Consider the following 19,598-nt stretch of genomic DNA (forward strand, 5'->3'; position numbering starts at 1 on the left):
TTAACCAACAGGCCCAAGCAACACTAAGCTTCTCGGTCTTTCGATATAACCATCTCGACCATCTGAAACAATTTCAATCAGATCGATTTGAGTCGGCGTTATCTTCACGATGCGCCCTTGGTTCATCCCCATGTAATTACCACGTTGCACACGCTCAATCTCACCATCAGGGGTTTGAATCAAAGCGAGAATCTGGCCATTGTTACGTTTTAAACTTCCTTTGAAGTTTAACGTTTCCAATGCATAGCTTTCTAAAGGCTGTGGTTGACGATTAAAATTAGGATAAACACGTTTACCCGACATGATTCTTAGCTCTGTTGCCAATGAGTTTGGCAAGAATGGACTTCGAAGTTGATGTGCCGAGTAAAGAAAATTTGGAACTGGATTAAATACAGGTGCCGGTTCTATGGGTAAAGGCGGCTGGCTACGAATATTCGCCATTTCTTGATTGACCGCATCAATACGCGAATCACATCCCACCAAAGTCGTTGCAATAATTAATCCGCACAAAAGCTTAAATGATTTCATTATTGTCCTCCTGCTGGCATATCAGCTGGTGGAACAACCGCTGAACCTACCGTATCTTCAGTCGATGCAACATAACGATATGTTTTGGCTTTTAATGAATAATTGATCAGTGGAATATCAGATTTTTTATCTGTACTTGGCGTCGCTGTAATCACAAAATCATGCAAAGTCACGATACGCGGTAAAGACGCAATTCCACTCACAAAACGCCCAAATGAATGATAATCACCTGTCGTTTCTATCGAAATTGGCTGCTCAATGAAGAATTCTTGAGCCACTTCATTTTCGAGACGGATATTTTTAAATTTGAGCCCTGAATTTACACCTGTTAAGTTGATGTCCTCAACTAAACTTGGAATTTCTGTTTCTTTTGGCAATTGTTGTAATTGCTCATTGAAATTCATTTCCATTTGTTGCAACTGTGCTTGGTATTGCTGCAAATTACGGAGCTTAGAATCCTTTTCTTTAAACTCTGTCAGTAAATTTGCCTCTTGTGCTTTAGCAAGATCAATTGATTCAAGTTTTGGTTTAATCACCAAAAAGTAACCAATAGCACAAACAAATAGGAAAATAAAAATCCAACAGGTAATTTTTACAGACAGTGGCCAACTACCGTAGTTATTGGAGTCCAAAGTATTAAATTGCTGAAAGAACTTTTCAACAGTCATGGACTTCTTTTTTAGTGCAGTGACATCTGAATCAAAGTCATTTAAATCATTACGACTCATGGTGCACCTCCCACATTATTCGCGTCCATATCTGCTATCGGTTGAGCAATTGCACCCAAGTCGACAGTCACGATAAATGTACCGTAAGACTCTTCAACTCGAGGGATTACCGAACTTGGTGCTTTTTCCTTCACTTCTGGCGCAGCCAAGAATGAATTCATAAATGCATTTCGGTACCACTGGGAAGCTTCTAAACCACGTAATAACTCTGCTACCGCATTCGGACTTTCAGCTTTACCTTCGATGGTAAATTTATTACCAGTACGGGTAAATTTCGTCAGATACACTGTTTCAGGAACAACACGTACCAATTCATCTACTAAACGCACAGTAACAGGTCGTTGACCTTCAAGACCTTGAATCAGTTTCATCCGCTCAATCACTGCATTTCGACGTTCTTGCAATCCTTCCAAGGATTTTAATTGAACGTCTAAACTTTGATTGGTGCTTACAATAAGTTGGTTTGCTTGTTCTTGGTCTTGCAATTTATGATTCAAGAAGAACCAAGCTGCTAAAACCGATAAAATCGCAAGTAATACCACTGCGATACAGATATAAACAAATTGCTTTTTTCGCTGTTCTCTTAGCTCTTCGCGCCAAGGGAGTAAATTAATTTTAGCCATTAATCAAAACTCCTCAATGCCAAGCCACACGCCACCAATAATGATGGTGCATCATTTTCTATTTTTTTCAGGTCGATTTGAGGAGAAAAGCCCATTTGTAAAAATGGATTAGCAATAGTGACGCGATATCCCAATTTTTGTTGCATCATTTTTGCAAGACCTGGGATATTGGCATTACCACCCGCCAATAAAATATGATCAATCTCGTTAAATTGAGAAGAAGAGAAAAAGAACTGTAATGAACGCGCTGCTTGTTGAATCACTGCATCAAGGAATGGCATTAAAACTTCTGTTTCAAAGTCATCTGGTAAGGTGTTGTCTTTTTTAGCACGCCCAGCTTCATCATAAGATAAGCCATAACGATTTTGCACATCTTGAGTCAATTGCTTACCGCCAAACACTTGTTCGCGCGTGTAAATAATTTTGCCATTTTGCATGACTGATAAAGTCGTCATGGTATGACCAATATCAAGAACGCCAACAAGATTTGCACCAATCGGCAATGTATCTGCAAAGACTTCAAAACTACGTTCCAGTGCATAGCTTTCAACATCGGCAACTTTTGGGGTAAGGCCGACCAAATCCAATACTTCAATACGAGAGTCCACGTTTTCAGTACGTGTCGCAACGAGTAGAACGTTCACTCTGTTTGGATTGTTTAATCGCTCAGGAAGCACTTCAAAGTCTAAACTGACTTCGTCAAGTGGGAATGGGATATATTGCTCAGCATCCATACGAATCTGAACTTCACGCTCATCATCGCTCATGTCGGCATCCATCTCGATGACCTTGTGAATCACCATAGATGTAGGTACCGCAAAAGCAGCATTCGTCGATTGCGGATTTGCAATATTAATCGCGCGCTCTAAAGCATCAGCCACGTTATCCTGATTGAGGATGTTTTTTTCAACAACACTCCCATCAACCAATGGACTTAACCCGTAACTTTCAACCCAATAGCGACCGTTTTTAACTGATAGCTCTAATAGCTTAACAGAGGTCGAACTAACATCTACCCCCACTAACCCCTTATTTGGCTTACGATATAGTCTAAGCACAATGCAATTCCTATTATTTTTTTGTCCCCAACAACAGCACAATACAAACTAACTACACTTGGTCTAATTTTTTTGCGGATATAATAACTCAACTAACATTCTGTTAAATGAGAAGCTATACTGACCTTCTATTAGTTTGCCTTTAGCACCTATTAAAACTTACTTGTTATGAAAAAGCTATCTTGTTGTGGACAGATTCACCCTTTTTTTTTGCTGATTATCATTATCTTAGTCACAATTCCAATGGGCTTTTATGGAATGTATCTCTATATTGCACCATCTTTGCCAGAGATGACTGCTTTTAAGAAGGCTCCATTATTAAAACCGCTGCAAGTTTATACAGCAGATAACCAATTAATCGCAGAATATGGTGGCAAACTTTCTGTTCCAGTTGAATATGAGCAAATCCCACAAGATTTTATTCATGCTTTTTTAGCTGCAGAAGACTCTTCTTTTTTTGAGCATAGCGGTATTAGTTTTAAAAGTTTAGGACGCGCAGTCAGTGAATCGATCACGGGTTCTGACATTCAAACTGGTGGTTCTACAATTACCATGCAGGTGGCTAAAAACTATTATTTAACACCAGAACGAACTCTCAAGCGCAAACTCACCGAAATTTTCTTAGCACGTAAAATTGAACAAAAATTATCAAAAGAAGAAATTCTAACTCTCTACGTCAATAAAATTTTCCTCGGTAAAAATGCCTATGGTATTGCCGCAGCAGCAAAAATTTATTACAACAAGAATTTAGACGATCTTTCAATTGCCCAAATGGCAATGATTGCAGGATTACCTAAAGCACCCTCTAAGTATAATCCTGTGGCCAATCCTGAACGTGCGTTAGAACGTCGCAATTGGATTTTAGGTCGTATGCTACAGTTGGGTTATATCAGTCAAATTGAATATGAAGATGCAGTATCAGAGCCTATCGCCTTGGACATGCCTGATCGCGGTATTAACAATAAATTCCCTTATGTCGGTGAAATGGTTCGTTCGGAACTCGTCAAAAAATTTGGCGATCTCGCGATCGATTCTGGATATAAGGTTTACACCACTATTGATTACAATCGTCAAGCCTTTGCCGAAGAAGCAGTTCGTGTTGGTTTAGAAAATTATGACCGTCGTCATGGCTGGCGTGGCCCAGAAGCTCATGACAAACCCTTAAAAGATTTTGTGCCATTTGCAAACACCTACCCTGCTGAAGTCACTAAAGTTTTAAGTAATTCTTTTGAAGCAACTTTACAAGATGGTTCATCAGTCACTGTTCCTTGGTCTGGCATGTCTTGGGCGAGACGCTATCGCAATGCCAATAGTGTGGGTGGCGCACCGAGCAATGCCTCGCAAATTGTGAAAGTCAAAGATATTGTTCGTCTACGTCCAAATCAAAATCGTAGTATGTGGTCCTTGGTACAGGTACCTCGTGTACAAGGTCAGTTAATTGCACTTAATCCAAATGATGGTTCCATTGTCGCGATCGTTGGTGGATATAATTTTTATCAATCGAAATTTAACCGTGCATTGCAAGGTTGGCGTCAACCTGGCTCTATTATCAAACCATTTGTCTACTCGCTTGCACTTGAACGAGGTATGACGCCGCATACCATGGTTAGTGATAATCCCATTACCATTGGTAAATGGTCACCACGCAATTCTGATGGGCGCTATCTGGGGATGATTCCATTACGTCGGGCTTTATATTTGTCACGTAATACTGTCTCTGTTCGCCTTTTACAAACAGTCGGTCTAGAACGTACTCGCCAATTGTTTATGGATTTTGGTTTGCAGGAAGATCAGATTCCACGTAACTACACGATTGCATTAGGAACACCTCAAGTACTCCCTGTGCAAATGGCAACAGGCTATGCCGCAATTGCCAATGGCGGTTTCCGCGTGCAACCTCACTTCATTAGCCGTATTGAGGATGCTTACGGCAAAGTGATTTATCAAGCCAATCCAGAATACGCATGTATTTCATGTATTAAATCTCAGAAGCAAGATACAACCTCTGCTGAAGCAACAACACCAGACGACGAAATTATTGAAGTTACCAATCAGTCTTTAGAGGATAAGCAACCCACTTTAACTGATGAAGAGCGTAGCCAATATCGTCAAGCACATCGAATTTTAAAATCCAGCTCAGCATTTGATATGGCGAATATTTTACGAGACGTAATTCAGCATGGTACTGGTCGCGCAGCATTAAAAATTGGTCGTGGTGATTTAGGAGGTAAAACAGGAACAACTAATGATGCAAAAGATGCTTGGTTCGCTGGCTTTAACGGCAATTTAGTCGCAGTTTCATGGGTAGGTTTCGACCAACCAACTACACTAGGTCGTCGTGAATATGGGGGTATCGCTGCTCTTCCAATTTGGAGTGACTTTATGGAGAAGTCTCTTGCCAATACACCATATGCTTGGGTAAGTTTAGATAAAAATGCAAAAGCTCCTTTAACTCGAGAACAACGTGGTCGTGTACATACATTAAACCATGAGCAAAAAGATAAAACTCCACCTTTAGCTCGTCCAATTTATCGCCCTGCTCCAGTGGTAGCACCAACGAATGATCGCGATTTTGATGATCTACCAGATAACGATCAACCGTTAACGCCGACGTCGTCGACACCACCGGATATGAATTCAACACCACAAGTTAAACGAGATTCAATCGAAAATTTGATTAATCAAGTTCAATAACCAAAATAAAGCCCTCTAAAAGAGGGCTTCTTTTAACTTTTCTTTTTTAAAATATAGATCTGAAACTCTGCACTCAGTTCAAATTTTTCAACTTGCTCTAATTGGTCACGCCGTTCAGGTTTGGCCTTATAAGCATATGGCGTCATTGCGATAAGACACTTTAGGTCATTTTGGTTCAACACCAATGGTGCCTGAATTAAGCTTTCATCAATTAACTCAAAGTGCTCGCTCAACTGTGCTACAAATTTATGTGGCTCATGTGCCTTTACTTCTTCAAATAGTGCTTCTCGCATTTTATATAAATGTTGTGGACCTGGGGTAACAACCATTAAATACCCCGATGGTTTTAATACACGTAATATTTCCGCCTCGGGAATAGGACTAAATAAACTGGTACATAAATCGATAGTCTCGCTTAAAACAGGCAACACAGCCCCCGTACCCACAACCCAAGTGACATTTTGATTTAATTTTGCTGCTACCTGAACTGCAGTTTTAGCAATATCCACCCCCACAACTTGTATCGCTTCAGCTTCCATTGCATTGGTGTAATATCCTTCACCGCAACCAATATCTAAAAGATTTTCAATACGTAATTCTCGGATTTTAGCAACGACAGCTTGCTGTAATGGCGCATAAAATCCCGCTGATAAAAACGACCGTCTAGCTTGAACAGACTCAGGGGTATCCCCTGGATTTTTACTATGTTTATGCTGTACGACATGCAAATTCACATAACCTTGCTTTGCAATATCGTAACTATGATTACTCTTGCAGCGCCATGTTTTCCCCTCAAGTGCCAATGCCTCGCGACAAACAGGACACATCAACAGATTCATCATTTTCTCCAAAAAATTTTAGCGATGAAAAAAAGTCGGCATAAGCCGACTTGATCTCATTTGATTCTTGCTTAGCGCAATTTTAAGGTCATTAGACCTAAAACTACTAGCATAATTGTGATAATCCAGAAACGGATGACCACCTGTGTTTCACGCCATCCTTTCTTTTCATAGTGATGATGTAACGGCGCCATAAGGAAAACACGTTTATTTCGCATACGAAGCGAACCGATTTGTAAGAATACAGAGACTGCTTCGACTACAAATACACCCGCCATAATTGCAAATACAATTTCCTGACGTACCATCACCGCAATAGTTCCCAGCATCGCTCCAAGCGACAAGGCACCAACATCACCCATAAATACTTGTGCAGGATGCGCGTTATACCAAAGGAATGCTAAACCTGCACCTATCATTGCAGCACAAATAACAACGAGTTCAGATGAATATTTCACATAGGGAATATGTAAATAATTTGCAAAACGAACATCACCCGCCAAATAAGCAAACACCCCTAGGCCCGCCGCAACCAATACAATTGGCATAATTGCAAGACCATCTAAACCGTCAGTCAGGTTAACAGCATTCGACGCACCGTTAATCACTAAATAAGTGAATATGATAAAACCGATCCCTAAAGGTATTACCGATAAAGGAATTGTAAGATCTTTAAAGAAAGGGATCAGCAAATCCAACATATTCGCAGTGTGTACAGGATTAGTTTGCTGAGTCGCTATTACGTAGAGTGATATCCCTGCACCCAAAGAAGCGACAGATGTCCAAAAAAACTTCTTACGCGCTGGCAAACCTGCATTGTCTTTATAACGGATTTTAATCCAGTCATCCGCCCAACCTACGGCGCCAAATATCACCATCACGCCAAGCACAATCCAAACATAAGGGTTTGAAAGATCTGCCCAAAGTAAAGTTGAAATCCCAATAGAAAGCAAAATAAGGAGACCACCCATGGTTGGTGTTCCCATTTTTTTGGCATGGTTTTCCGGAGCGAAAGAACTTACCGCTTGGCCATATTTTAAAGCTTGTAACTTACGGATCATGACAGGACCAAGGACTAGACCTATCGTGAGTGCTGTCAAGACACTGAGCAGCGCACGTAATGTTAAATAACGAACCACTTGGAACGAGCTGTGATAGCCGGAAAGTTGTTCAAATAACCATAACAGCATTTAGAGTTTCTCCATCAAATCTGCCATCAACGTTTCCATATGGGTATAACGAGAACCTTTGAATAAGAAACTCATTTTTTGCGGTTGATGTGTTTCGATTAGACTAATTAAAAATGGTAGAGCTTGCTCTTGATTGAGGAAAGCTTGTAACTTTTTCCCGTACTGAGTACTACGTGCGCCTTCCTGTGTTGCTGGTGCAAACTCACCAACAGCAACAACAAAGTTGAGTCCGCGAATCGAAACCAAATCTCGCCCGAGTAAATAATGTTGTTGAGCAGCAGTCGGACCTAACTCACCAATATCCCCAATCACCATGACACGAATACCTTCTTGCTGTGCAAGCACTTCACCCGCTGCACGCATCGACGTCGGATTGGCATTGTATGTATCATCGATAAATAAAAAATCATTTTTTTGAATAAAATTCAAACGCCCCTTTGCACCCACAGCTTGTTCTAAACCCGTGACAATATCATCCAAGCTGATATTTAATGACAATGCAAATGCAGCAGCTGCCAAAGCATTTTGAACATTATGCTCACCAGCAAAAGGTAAATCCACGGGTTGGACACCTACAGGCGTATGCAATTTAAATTGTGCACTTTGTGGATTCAGCTGAATATCTGAAGCATAGACATCGCCACCTTCTCCAAAACTTAAGGTTTTTGTTGTTTTTACACTTTGACGGATCTGGTCTATATAATCATCAGCTGCTGGCACGATCGAAGTTTCTGAAACATGACCATAGATTTCAGATTTAGCTTTACAAATTCCGTCACGCCCACCGAACTCACCAAGATGAGCCGTACCGATATTAATAATACCCGCAACATGAGGTTGAACAAGCTTCGAGGTATAGTCAATTTCTCCTTGATGACTAGCTCCGAGCTCCATCACTGCATATTCATGATCTGGTCGAAGCTCCAATAGCATCATAGGCACACCCAGATCATTATTGAGATTACCTCGCGTGATCAATGTCGGTGCTTTGCGAGCAAGAATACTACCAAGTATTTCTTTAGTCGTCGTTTTGCCGCTACTACCAGTCAGTGCTATAACTTTTAATTGCGTATGCTGAGCGCGACGAAATGCACCAAGCATACCTAATGCTAATCTCGTATCTGTTACCACCAACTGATAAATATCGATATCTAAAGGCCGTTCAACAATCGCAATCTGACAGCCTTTTTCAGCCACTTGTTGAACAAAGTCATGCGCATCAAAACGCTCACCTTTCAGGGCTAAAAAAGCATCCCCCGACTCCACATGACGTGAATCTGTCAAAATACGCTTTACTTCTCCAGTCGGTTTTTTATCATTCAACCAATACCCTTGAGTTGCGGCAACAAGATCAGACAAAGTCCATGGGACAAGTGTCGCAGTACTTGTAGTAGATGTGTGCATAATGATTCCTTAGTCTGCTGGATAAGATGCTGGCTCAGTCGCATGCTGACCCTTAATGGCTGCTTGGACTTCTACCACATCATCAAACCAATGACGAACACCATCAATCTCTTGATAATTTTCGTGGCCTTTGCCTGCAATCACAACAATGTCACCTGCTTTCGCTGTTTTCACTGCAAACTTAATCGCTTCACGACGATCATGAATTTCATGAACCTCTCTGTTCGAAAATTCAATTCCAGCCTTCATGTCAGCAAAAATTTGTTCTGGGTTTTCAGTACGTGGATTATCTGAGGTAAGCAATACAACATCTGCATGATCTAAAGCAGCCTGTGTCATTAATGGTCGTTTACCGCGATCACGATCACCACCGCACCCAAACACAGCCCATAATTGCTGTGAAACATGACGTTTTAATGTTTTAAGAACCTGAATTAATGCATCAGGAGTGTGCGCATAATCCACGACAAACAAACGATCTTGATCACGCAACACTTGCATACGCCCTGGCGCGCCTTTTAACTGAGGAACTAAAGCGACTAACTGAGATAAATCTAAACCCGCCTGTTCAACAGAGATTAAGCTCGCAACCACATTTTCAATATTAAAGTGACCTAATAACGGACTATGCACTAAATAGCTTTGGGTCTTGGTCACCAATTCAAAATGAACACCGTCTAAACTATATTGAATCTCTTCAACACGGTAATCCGCGGGTCGAGTGGTGGAATAAGTCAAAATTTTAGGTTTTGCTGGATTTTGCTCCGCCGCTTTGAGCATGATATTTGCGTAAGCATCATCGATATTGATAATTGCAACTTTAAGGCTCTCAAACTGAAATAAGCGTGATTTTGCCTCAGCATAGGCCTCTAAAGTTTTGTGATAATCCAAATGATCGCGACTTAAATTACTGTAAGCTGCAACTTCAATTGGCGTTCCATTGAGACGCCCCTGTTCAAGACCATGGGAGCTGGCTTCAATAGCAGCAAACTTAGCCCCCTGCTGAGCATAAGCATGCAATTGATTTTGCATATGCAATGCATCTAACGTGGTATGTGTAGATGCTTCAAGGTGAGGCAAAATCCCATTTCCTGTCGTCCCCATCACAGCACATGGGTACTTACTTAACATCAGTAGCTCTGCAACAAGCCTTGAAATGGTCGTTTTACCATTGGTTCCCGTGACAGCCAATACTCGAAGTGGATTTACTGGCTGTGTCTGTTGCAAATAATCTTTCTGCCATTGTCCCATGAGCATACGCACATTCGGAACGATCAAACTTGGCGTTAAACCTAAATCTTGTTCTGAAATAATAGCCAAAGCACCAAGATCTAATGCCTTCTGTGCATACTCTGCAGTTTTTTCAGGTTGAGAAAGACTGGTCAAAGCAATAAACACTTGTCCTGCTTCAACTTTACGACTATCTAATTGGAAGCCATTAAATGCTTGTTGCATCCATTCTGCTGGATGATCTACAGCGTAGATTTGTTGAAATGTAATCGACATTCATCACCTATGGAATGGATTTTGGAGTATCTAAGGGTTTATCCAATGGTACGTTTAACAGTCTCAGCGACTCCTGCATTACTTTTGCGAAAACAGGTGCTGAGACAGTACCACCGTAATATGTGCCTTTTGGATTTTCGACCACGACGACCATCGCCAAACGTGGATCACTTACAGGTGCAACACCTGCAAATAAAGCTCGATATTCATTGGTCGAATAACCTTTACGGTCAGCACGTAATTTGTGTGCTGTACCCGTTTTACCTGCAACGCGATAACCTGGTATTTGAGCACGAGTCGCTGTACCGCCTGGTAATGTTGCTGTCTCCATCATTAACAAGACTTGATCCGCAATTTTAGGATCAATCATTTGTTCACCTTGAGGAGCTTCATCCAACTTGTACAAACTTAATGGAACTTTCTTCCCTTTGTTTGCCAACATGGCATAAGCGTCTGCCAATTGTAGTACCGTGGCATTAAGACCATATCCATAGGACATGGTTGCAACTTCTGAAATATTCCATTTACTTGGCGGTAAGATCAGACCTGGGCTTTCACCAGGGAATTTGACAGCCGAACGCTGTCCAAAACCAAGACGCTTATAGAACGTTGGTAAAGTCGGATAAGGCAAAGATAAGGCAATTTTCGCTACACCTACGTTGGAGGATTTTTGAATAATGCCACCTAAAGTAAGCGCTCCATAATTATGTGTATCACGAATTGTATGATTACCGACACGCATCGACCCTGGCGTGGTATTAACGACTGAGTTTGCAGTGTACTTACCACTTTCAAGCGCCATCGCCACCGTTAATGGTTTCATCGTCGAACCTGGTTCAAACGAATCAACTGCACCGCGATTTCGCATTGCATCTTTATTGGATAAACTTTTTTTATCATTCGGGTTATACGACGGCCAACTGGTCATCGCTAGAATTTCACCGGTTTTGACATCGACCGCAATTGCTGTAGCAGAACGTGCATTATTTGCCACGCCTACCGCGGTAAGCTCTCGATACATAATGTATTGCAATCGAGAATCAATACTCAGTGTAATATTTTCCCCAGCTTCAACTTCTTTAATAACTTCTGGAACTTGAACACGGTTACCATGCTTATCACGTACAATTTTCTGTTCGCCATTGACCCCTGCAAGCCGCTTATTCAGCTGCATCTCCAAACCTTCAATCCCTGTTCCCTCGGTATTGGTTAAACCAATGATTTGAGAGTTGGGTTGTGGTTGTGGGTAATAACGTTTATATGATTTTTCAGAATATACGCCAGCAAAATTACGTTGTGCTAACAGAGCCGCTTGAGCAGGTGGTACTTCTTTTTTCAATACTAAATAACGTGAACGAGCTCGATCTTGAACACGCTTTTTGAGGTCAGCTCGATCCAACCCAACTGCATCTGCTAGCTCATCTAAATTCAGGTTTTCCTGTGGTAACTGATTTTTTAATTTACGGCTGGTTGGATTCTTTTTTAACTCTTCAGTGATTTCATCAAAAGTTGCTTTAGTTTCAAAATAATGTTGAGGATCAATCACCACCTTCATAATTGGTGTACTAATAGCCAAGGGAACGCCATTACGGTCGCTAATAACCCCTCGCATCGCGCTTAATTTTTCAGTACGTAAAATTTTGGCATTGGCTTTATTTTGCAAAAAGTCTTTGTTCACAATTTGAACATAAAAGGCACGTGCAACCAATACTACAAAAAATGTCAGGACTAAGCCCCACATTAAATAGAAACGCCACATATCTACAGCAACGGTTCTTTTCTGTGTAATGGGCTGCTGTTTTTTACGTGTTTGTTTTGTTTTGCTTTTATCAACCATTCAGCGTGCCTATTGATTTTTCGCGGTTTCAGCAGGAAGTGAAATCACCACAGTCTGTGATGTTGGTGGTGAATACATACGTAATTGTGTCACTGCACGTGTCCCAATTTGTGCAGTCGCTCCAAATGTCTGTTGCTCAATAAGTAGACGACCCCATTCAGCATTGATGTCTTCAAGCTCACGCATATGCGTATTGAATTCACGAAAATCTTGACGATAAGAATAGACCTGATAGACCACCATAAATGCGCTCACCATGACCATAGCGGTTAAAACGCTATAGATCAGTATTTTTTTACGCACCAAGGTCGTTGCTACCAGTTCCTGTTGTTCTACGTCTTTTTCCTTTTTCATTATTCGCCTTTAAAATTTATTCGCTCTGCAACTCGCAACCAAGCACTTCTAGAACGCGGATTTTGTTTCACTTCTTCTTCACTTGCACGTACGCGATCAATTTTTTTCAAACGACGAGTTTCTTTAGGTTTCTGAGGTAAGCCCCAACCATCATCCTCAGCTAAAGTCGACTCTTTTTGAATAAATTGTTTAATAATTCGATCTTCTAAGGAATGGAAACTGATGACCGCTAATCGACCTCCATTATGAAGCATATCCAGTGCTTCAGGTAAAAAAGCATGCACATCTTCTAATTCTTTATTGATTTCAATTCGAATTGCTTGGAATGTACGTGTCGCAGCATGCTTATTTTTTTCCCATTTCGGATGGGCAACTTTTACAATTTCAGCCAATTGACCTGTAGTCTCAATATAACCTGCTGCTTTAATCGCTTTCGCAATGCGGCGGCTATATCGTTCTTCACCATACTGAAAAATAATATTCGCTAAATGCTCTTCATCAACTTCAACCAACCATTGCGCTGCAGTTAAGCCTTGAGAGTTGTCCATTCGCATATCCAGTGGACCGTCTTTCATAAAGCTGAAACCACGTTCGGCCTGATCAAGTTGTGGCGATGACACACCCAAATCTGCCATAACACCATCCACAGTTTCAACACCACGTTGATTTAAGGCTATTTTAATATCTGCAAAACTTGCATGAATAATGGTAAATCTTGGATCTTCTTGTTCTAACTGAGCAGCCACAGCCAAAGCCTGCGGATCTTTATCAAAGGCATAGACACGAGAATGTTCATCTAATTTGGACAAGAGAAGTCGAGTATGACCTCCTCGACCAAAGGTGCCATCTACATAAATCCCTGTATTACGCCCACCCAATAGGGCATCTACAGTTTCATGAAGTAATACAGAAATATGCGACATAATAACGTTTCAGAACATCTAAAAATTTAACTGCACATTATTACCTTGTTTTAATAAAGCTCCAAACGACTTTTTGTAGGTAAATTTTACTTTCTATAGGCAAAACCGTTTCATTCACTGGAATGTTCAAATAAAAAAGCCTCACTTGGAGGCTTTTTTATTAATTTTCAATTACTTCAGTATATTAACGACGACTGTTATAAATCTGATCAAAAATCGCACCATTCACAAAATGTGCTTGTTGTGCTTTTGCCCAACCACCGAAAACCTCATCAATGGTGAATGTTTTTAACTTAGGAAATTGTTTTGAGTATTTTGCTAACACTTCAGCATTACGCGGACGATAGAAATGCTTAGCAGCCATCTCCTGACCTAATGGTGAATATAAATAGTTGATATAGCCAGTTGCCAACCATTTATTGCCATTTTTATCTACAGTACGATCAACGATGGCAACAGAAGGCTCTGTCAAAATAGAAATAGATGGATAAACAATATCAAACTGATCTTTGCCCAAGGCTTTTTGAGTGACCAGTGCTTCATTTTCCCAAGTGAGCAACACATCGCCAATTTTACGCTCAGCAAATGTCGTCATAGAAGCGCGCGCCGCAGAGTCCATCACTTTGACGTTATGGTACATCTTGCCAACAAAGTCTTTTGCTTTCGCTTCATTACCACCTGGTTGTTTGAGTGCATAACCCCAAGCTGATAAATATACCCAGCGTGGTAGTCCACCTGTTTTAGGGTTTGGTGTGATGATTTCTACACCCGGCTTAACAAGATCTTGCCAATCCTGAATTTTTTTAGGGTTACCTTTACGCACCATAAAAACAATGGTTGATGTATAAGGTGCAGAGTTATAAGGGAACTCTTTTTGCCATCCTTTATTGATTTGACCCGATTTTACGATCTCTTCAATATCATTTGCCAAAGCCAAAGTGACAACGTCGCCTTTCAAGCCATCAACCACAGAGCGTGCTTGTTTACCTGAGCCACCATGAGATTGTTTAAAGTTGACTTTCACTCCAGTTCTTGACTGCCAATATTGACCAAATGACTGATTAAACTCATCATAAAATTCACGAGTCGCATCATAAGATACATTCAGGAAATCACGTTGTGCTGCTTGAGAAGATACGCTGAACGATAAACCTGTTGCGAGTAAGCCCGCTGTAAGCAAGGCTTTAAATTGAGTTTTCATAGTCAAAAAATCTAGATATACATAATTAATCTAAATATATGAAATAAAATCATATTCATCAATTTAATTTGGACATGTGATTTACGTTATATTGCTACCATTTTTCTTTCAAGATTATGAATTAATTCATAAATCATCTTAAATACAGTCTATATTCAAATATATAGTATTTTATGGATTTCTTATAATTAAAAATGGATAGCATATCGCTATCCATTCACATAAGTTCTAAAAATAGATTATTTTTCTGCTGAAATTTGGTCGTAAATAGCGCCATTTACAAAGTGCGTTTGCTGCGCTTTCGCCCAACCACCAAATACTTTATCGATGGTAAATAATTGTACCTTTGGAAATTTAGTACTGTATTTAGCTGCGATTTTTTCATTACGTGGTCGAAAATTATGTTTAGCAGCTAATTCCTGCCCCAAAGGTGAATACAGATAGTTAAGATATCCTTTTGCGAGATTACGATTCCCATTTCTATCTACGGTTTTATCTACGATGGCAACAGAAGGCTCAGCTAGAATTGAAATGGATGGATAAATAATTTCAAATTTATCTTGCCCCAAACCTTGCGTCGCTAAGAGCGCTTCATTTTCCCAAGACAGTAAAACATTACCAATTCCACGTTCAGCAAAAGTCGTGAGTGATCCACGGGCTCCTGAATCTAACACTTTGACATTTTTGTATAATCGTTTGACTAACTCACGAGCTTTGGCATCATTTCCGGCAGGCTGTTTAAGTGCATAGCCCCATGCAGATAAATAAATCCATCGTGGCGCACCACCTGTTTTTGGGTTCGGGGTAATGATCTCAACACCTGGTTTGACTAAATCATTCCAGTCTTTGATATTTTTTGGATTGCCCTTTTTTACTAAAAAAACAATGGTAGATGTATAGGGTGCTGAATTATTGGGAAATTCTTTTTGCCAATTTTTATTGATATAACCTGCTTTTACAATTTCTTCAATATCATTTGCAAGTGCCAAGGTCACAACATCTGCTTGTAATCCTGTTGCTACAGCACGTGCTTGTTTCCCAGATCCACCATGAGATTGCTTAAATTGCACGTCTTGACCAGTACGTTTTTTCCAAAACTCACCGAAACTTTGGTTATATTCTTGATAAAATTCGCGAGTGGGATCATAAGAAACATTTAAAAATGATGTATTCGCCTGTGCAGTCATACTGAACAACAATGCCCCAATACTCATTGTGCCCAATAATTTATTGAAAAAGTGCTTATTCATTAAAATCTCTTTTTTATTACGTTTATGAATTGCACTATATTTTTTATTTACTTCAGTCACAATGTATTCAATAGACGAATTAAATCATTGTAAATATCTAAATTTTATATACATTTTCTTCATATGAATTGCATTTTTATCACTTATACTCTCTTTAAAATTTACCGCATAACATCATATCTTCACCAAATCTCCATATTTTATTGATAAAAAGAGGCAAAATTTATTTCAGCTACAGGTTGAGTAACTTAAGGATTGTTGAATAACAAATTGTAAGAAAGTGTGATGCATTTGTACTTTTGTGAATTTTATGTTTAAAATGTAAACCTAATTACTCTTACAATAAATTCAAAATAGGGGAAAATTGAAATGAATTTGTGCTATTTACAAGCGTTAAGCTTAACTTTATGTGTTTTTGGTATGAGCCAGACACATGCAGCAGCGTTACAAAACCCTGCCAAATCACTACAAAACTCTAGTGTTGCTGAAAAGTCTTTAACACCTATCGAACGCGCATTGACTCAACAAAAACGTGAACGTGCTGAGAACAAACCTTCTTCAGAGATGGATCAGATTAAAGTGATCACCTCTATTAAGAATGCTCCAACGCAAAACTTCCTAGCATCGCAACACCAACAGTTTTCGCGTTTTTTACAAAGTTTATTTCCTCAGCACACATCTTAAGCACCATTTTTCTCAATCTCCCCAATTGAGCCAAATTTAGCCCAGTCCGATTTAATGAATTAATCATTAAGCCACTGGGCTTTTTGCTATAATAAAACCAATTTTTATTTGATAACTTTTTCTGGCTATGACAGTTCGTACTCGTATTGCACCATCTCCTACAGGTTTCCCCCATGTAGGTACTGCTTATATCGCATTATTTAACCTATGCTTTGCTCAACAGCATGGCGGTGAATTTATCTTACGTATTGAAGATACAGACCAACTCCGTTCAACACCTGAATCAGAAAAAATGATTCTCGATTCATTGCGCTGGTTAGGTTTAAATTGGTCAGAAGGTCCAGATGTGGGTGGCCCTCATGCGCCATATCGTCAATCTGAACGTATGGATATTTATAAAAAATATGCGTTAGAACTGGTTGAAAAAGGTCATGCATTCTATTGTTTTGCCACTGCTGAAGAATTAGATCAAATGCGTGCAGAACAACAAGCACGTGGTGAATCTCCTCGTTATGATGGTCGTGGTCTAAAACATACGCCAGAAGAAGTTGAAAGACGTTTAGCGGCTGGCGAACCGCATGTTATTCGCATGAAAGTACCTGAAGAAGGGATTTGTAAATTTAATGACTTACTGCGTGGTGAAGTAGAAATCCCATGGGCACAAGTCGACATGCAAATTCTGCTGAAAACCGATGGCCTACCAACTTACCACTTAGCAAACGTTGTTGATGACCATTTAATGGAAATCACTCACGTGATTCGTGGTGAAGAATGGATTCCATCGGCACCTAAACACCAATTGCTTTATCAATATTTTGGTTGGGAAATGCCTGTGCTTTGCCACATGCCACTTTTACGTAACCCTGATAAATCAAAACTATCTAAACGTAAAAACCCAACTTCAATCAATTACTACAAGGATATCGGTGTATTACCAGAAGCATTATTAAACTATTTGGGTCGTATGGGTTGGTCAATGCCAGATGAACGCGAAAAGTTCAATTTGGCTGAGATGATCGAGAATTTTGACATCCAACGTGTATCTCTTGGGGGTCCAATTTTCGATGTAGAAAAACTCAATTGGTTAAACGGGCAATGGATCAAAGCACTTAGCCCTGCTGAGCTTTTAGATACTTTATTGGCGTGGAAGGCAGATCGTGCCAAGTTAGAAGAAATTGCGGCTGCAATCCAACCACGTATTAACCTATTGTCTGAAGCAGTGAATTGGTCAGCACATTATTTTAATCACTTCCCTACACTGTCTAAAGCACAATTCGAAAGTAAAAAGTTATCTGAAGAGCAAGTTCGTCAAAGCCTACAATTTGCAATTTGGCGCTTAGAAAGCTTATTTACTTGGAATAATGACACTGTTAGCCAAACGCTAATGGATTTAGCTGCACAAATGGAAATTAAATTACGTGACTTTATGCCTGCGTTCTTTATTGCCATTGCGGGTTCTACTGCTTCAACGCCAGTGATGCAAACCATGGTGACCATTGGTCCTGATTTGACTTTTGCTCGCCTGCGTCATGCACTCGAAATCGTTGGCGGTCCAAGTAAAAAAGAGCTTAAAGTATGGGAAAAATTGAATGAAAGCTTAAAATTGCCGAAAAATGATGCAGTTGATGAAGCTTAATTAAATTTTTTATTGACGCATGAGTGTTATATCCCTAATATAGCGCTCACACAGATTGAGCACTTAGCTTGATACCTAGATTGCTTTTATAGCATTGACTGTGTTGCCTCATAAGTCCCTATCGTCTAGAGGCCTAGGACATCGCCCTTTCACGGCGGTAACCGGGGTTCGAATCCCCGTAGGGACGCCAAATTCTAAAAAACCACTGACCTCGATCAGTGGTTTTTTTTCATCTATACATTTTTGATTTTAGTTTCGATGTTATAGAATTAAGCAAAAGAAATACGGAGCGCTCATGCAGTACCAATGCCCTAAATGTCAAAGTCGTAAAATTCTTCCTTTAGCAAGTGCCAATGCACCTGCTGTACGACCAAATGTTCCTAAAAGCTTAATTATCCTCGTACCCACTCTATTTTTACTCCTATTATTGGTCATTATTAGCGTTGTACTGATGATTTTTAGCAATGGTGCTGGCGAGACACTTCAAATTGCAACTGTGATCGTATTTTTAATTGCAGTGATTGCAGGTGTGATGTTCTGGAAAGATTTACCAGATTTCAAAATTTCGATGCAAGCCTTCATGCAATCTCAAAAGAAATGGAAATGTCGTGAATGTAATCACGAATGGGAAAATTAATTGTTTATTTTCATCAGTCCTAAAAGCTCATTTGAGCTTTTAGGACTTAAAATTAAATAAATTTCAATTTTATATATGAGTAGTAGACAAAACCTTCAAAAGAGCATAATTTAATGAAATAGATCTCATTTTTGCATGGATAAGCAAGGAGAACCATAATGATAATAAAACTATTTCAATCACTATTCTTTGATCTAAAACGTACTCGAACGGCTAATTTATCCAATCTCGAGCCATCCACATCCTTAAACCCTCGAAATCAAATGTGGTTATACCTACGTGATGCATTACGTGGGAATGCTGAAGCACAATATCAATTAGGTCTGAGTTACTTAAATGGTGAACTAGGTTTGGATCGAAATTATCAAATTGCTGAAAAATGGCTGAACCAATCAGCGAATGCTGGAAATGAAAATGCAAAAAGAACTCTACTTCAAGCTTATAGTCTTTTAGCATTTTCATAAAATTAATTCATAAAAAACCAGCCTGAAGGCTGGTTTTTTTAT

At 39.8% G+C, this 19,598-nt stretch carries 18 protein-coding genes and 1 tRNA gene; 6 read left to right on the forward strand and 13 right to left on the reverse strand.

The features are described from left to right. The 4 genes from AC1M9K_RS09725 to AC1M9K_RS09740 are packed head-to-tail and all read right to left on the reverse strand — an operon-like array spanning position 1 to position 2,937. The gene (locus tag AC1M9K_RS09725) at positions 1 to 528 is read right to left on the reverse strand and encodes a pilus assembly protein PilP (protein WP_481589152.1); all 528 of its coding nucleotides are present in this window, start codon (positions 526 to 528) and stop codon (positions 1 to 3) included. Further along, positions 528 to 1,256, reverse strand: coding sequence for a type IV pilus inner membrane component PilO (locus tag AC1M9K_RS09730; protein WP_481589153.1), 729 nt, complete (start codon positions 1,254 to 1,256; stop codon positions 528 to 530). Before AC1M9K_RS09730 ends, AC1M9K_RS09725 begins: the two co-directional genes overlap by 1 nt. Next, positions 1,253 to 1,879, reverse strand: coding sequence for a PilN domain-containing protein (locus AC1M9K_RS09735; protein WP_092767275.1), 627 nt, complete (start codon positions 1,877 to 1,879; stop codon positions 1,253 to 1,255). The genes AC1M9K_RS09730 and AC1M9K_RS09735 overlap by 4 nt, the downstream gene beginning before the upstream one ends. Next, entirely contained in the window at positions 1,879 to 2,937 is a 1,059-nt protein-coding gene (locus AC1M9K_RS09740) for a pilus assembly protein PilM (RefSeq protein ID WP_035263966.1), read from the reverse strand. Before AC1M9K_RS09740 ends, AC1M9K_RS09735 begins: the two co-directional genes overlap by 1 nt. Positions 2,938 to 3,105: 168 nt before the next feature. Between AC1M9K_RS09740 and ponA the strand changes: the two genes are divergently transcribed. After that, positions 3,106 to 5,631, forward strand: coding sequence for a penicillin-binding protein PBP1a (ponA, locus tag AC1M9K_RS09745; RefSeq protein WP_481589154.1), 2,526 nt, complete (start codon positions 3,106 to 3,108; stop codon positions 5,629 to 5,631). Between the two features lie 32 nt (positions 5,632 to 5,663). On the opposite strand, the gene AC1M9K_RS09750 is transcribed toward ponA, so the two are convergent. The 9 genes from AC1M9K_RS09750 to AC1M9K_RS09790 all read right to left on the reverse strand — a co-directional run bounded on the left by AC1M9K_RS09750 (position 5,664) and on the right by AC1M9K_RS09790 (position 16,099). Then, positions 5,664 to 6,470: a putative RNA methyltransferase gene (locus tag AC1M9K_RS09750; protein WP_481589155.1), complete on the reverse strand. Its 807-nt coding sequence runs from the start codon at positions 6,468 to 6,470 to the stop codon at positions 5,664 to 5,666. A 71-nt stretch (positions 6,471 to 6,541) separates the two neighbouring features. Then, positions 6,542 to 7,660 carry a phospho-N-acetylmuramoyl-pentapeptide-transferase gene (gene mraY / locus AC1M9K_RS09755; RefSeq protein WP_092767279.1) on the reverse strand — a complete coding sequence of 373 codons (1,119 nt, stop codon included), beginning with the start codon at positions 7,658 to 7,660 and terminating at the stop codon, positions 6,542 to 6,544. Next, positions 7,661 to 9,064 (reverse strand): UDP-N-acetylmuramoyl-tripeptide--D-alanyl-D-alanine ligase, encoded by a 1,404-nt coding sequence (locus tag AC1M9K_RS09760; protein WP_481589156.1) that lies wholly within the window; start codon positions 9,062 to 9,064, stop codon positions 7,661 to 7,663. It lies immediately after the preceding gene. A 9-nt stretch (positions 9,065 to 9,073) separates the two neighbouring features. Continuing rightward, a complete protein-coding gene (locus tag AC1M9K_RS09765; protein WP_481589157.1) occupies positions 9,074 to 10,570 on the reverse strand; it encodes a UDP-N-acetylmuramoyl-L-alanyl-D-glutamate--2,6-diaminopimelate ligase in 1,497 nt (498 codons plus the stop codon). 7 nt (positions 10,571 to 10,577) lie between these two features. After that, positions 10,578 to 12,407, reverse strand: coding sequence for a penicillin-binding protein PBP3 (gene ftsI / locus AC1M9K_RS09770; RefSeq protein ID WP_035263956.1), 1,830 nt, complete (start codon positions 12,405 to 12,407; stop codon positions 10,578 to 10,580). A gap of 9 nt (positions 12,408 to 12,416) precedes the next feature. Next, on the reverse strand, positions 12,417 to 12,761 hold the full coding sequence (gene ftsL / locus AC1M9K_RS09775; RefSeq protein WP_092767285.1) for a cell division protein FtsL: 345 nt from the start codon (positions 12,759 to 12,761) through the stop codon (positions 12,417 to 12,419). Beyond that, positions 12,761 to 13,684, reverse strand: a complete 924-nt coding sequence (gene rsmH / locus AC1M9K_RS09780; RefSeq protein WP_481589158.1) for a 16S rRNA (cytosine(1402)-N(4))-methyltransferase RsmH — start codon at positions 13,682 to 13,684, stop codon at positions 12,761 to 12,763. The genes ftsL and rsmH overlap by 1 nt, the downstream gene beginning before the upstream one ends. A gap of 184 nt (positions 13,685 to 13,868) precedes the next feature. After that, positions 13,869 to 14,885, reverse strand: coding sequence for a sulfate ABC transporter substrate-binding protein (locus AC1M9K_RS09785; protein ID WP_481589159.1), 1,017 nt, complete (start codon positions 14,883 to 14,885; stop codon positions 13,869 to 13,871). 239 nt (positions 14,886 to 15,124) lie between these two features. Next, the gene (locus AC1M9K_RS09790; RefSeq protein ID WP_481589201.1) at positions 15,125 to 16,099 is read right to left on the reverse strand and encodes a sulfate ABC transporter substrate-binding protein; all 975 of its coding nucleotides are present in this window, start codon (positions 16,097 to 16,099) and stop codon (positions 15,125 to 15,127) included. A 405-nt stretch (positions 16,100 to 16,504) separates the two neighbouring features. Here AC1M9K_RS09790 and AC1M9K_RS09795 point away from each other — a divergent pair, with 405 nt between their 5' ends. The 5 genes from AC1M9K_RS09795 to AC1M9K_RS09815 all read left to right on the forward strand — a co-directional run bounded on the left by AC1M9K_RS09795 (position 16,505) and on the right by AC1M9K_RS09815 (position 19,556). Further along, on the forward strand, positions 16,505 to 16,819 hold the full coding sequence (locus AC1M9K_RS09795) for a hypothetical protein (RefSeq protein WP_092767291.1): 315 nt from the start codon (positions 16,505 to 16,507) through the stop codon (positions 16,817 to 16,819). Between the two features lie 127 nt (positions 16,820 to 16,946). Then, positions 16,947 to 18,455, forward strand: coding sequence for a glutamate--tRNA ligase (gene gltX, locus AC1M9K_RS09800; protein ID WP_481589160.1), 1,509 nt, complete (start codon positions 16,947 to 16,949; stop codon positions 18,453 to 18,455). 114 nt (positions 18,456 to 18,569) lie between these two features. After that, positions 18,570 to 18,645 (forward strand) — tRNA-Glu (locus AC1M9K_RS09805). 105 nt (positions 18,646 to 18,750) lie between these two features. Further along, complete coding sequence (locus tag AC1M9K_RS09810) at positions 18,751 to 19,092, forward strand: zinc-ribbon domain-containing protein (RefSeq protein ID WP_035263946.1); 342 nt, start codon at positions 18,751 to 18,753, stop codon at positions 19,090 to 19,092. 158 nt (positions 19,093 to 19,250) lie between these two features. After that, positions 19,251 to 19,556: an SEL1-like repeat protein gene (locus AC1M9K_RS09815; RefSeq protein ID WP_051586493.1), complete on the forward strand. Its 306-nt coding sequence runs from the start codon at positions 19,251 to 19,253 to the stop codon at positions 19,554 to 19,556. The last annotated feature ends 42 nt before the right edge of the window (positions 19,557 to 19,598 follow it).

Source organism: Acinetobacter sp. 24-47-67, from assembly GCF_056779735.1.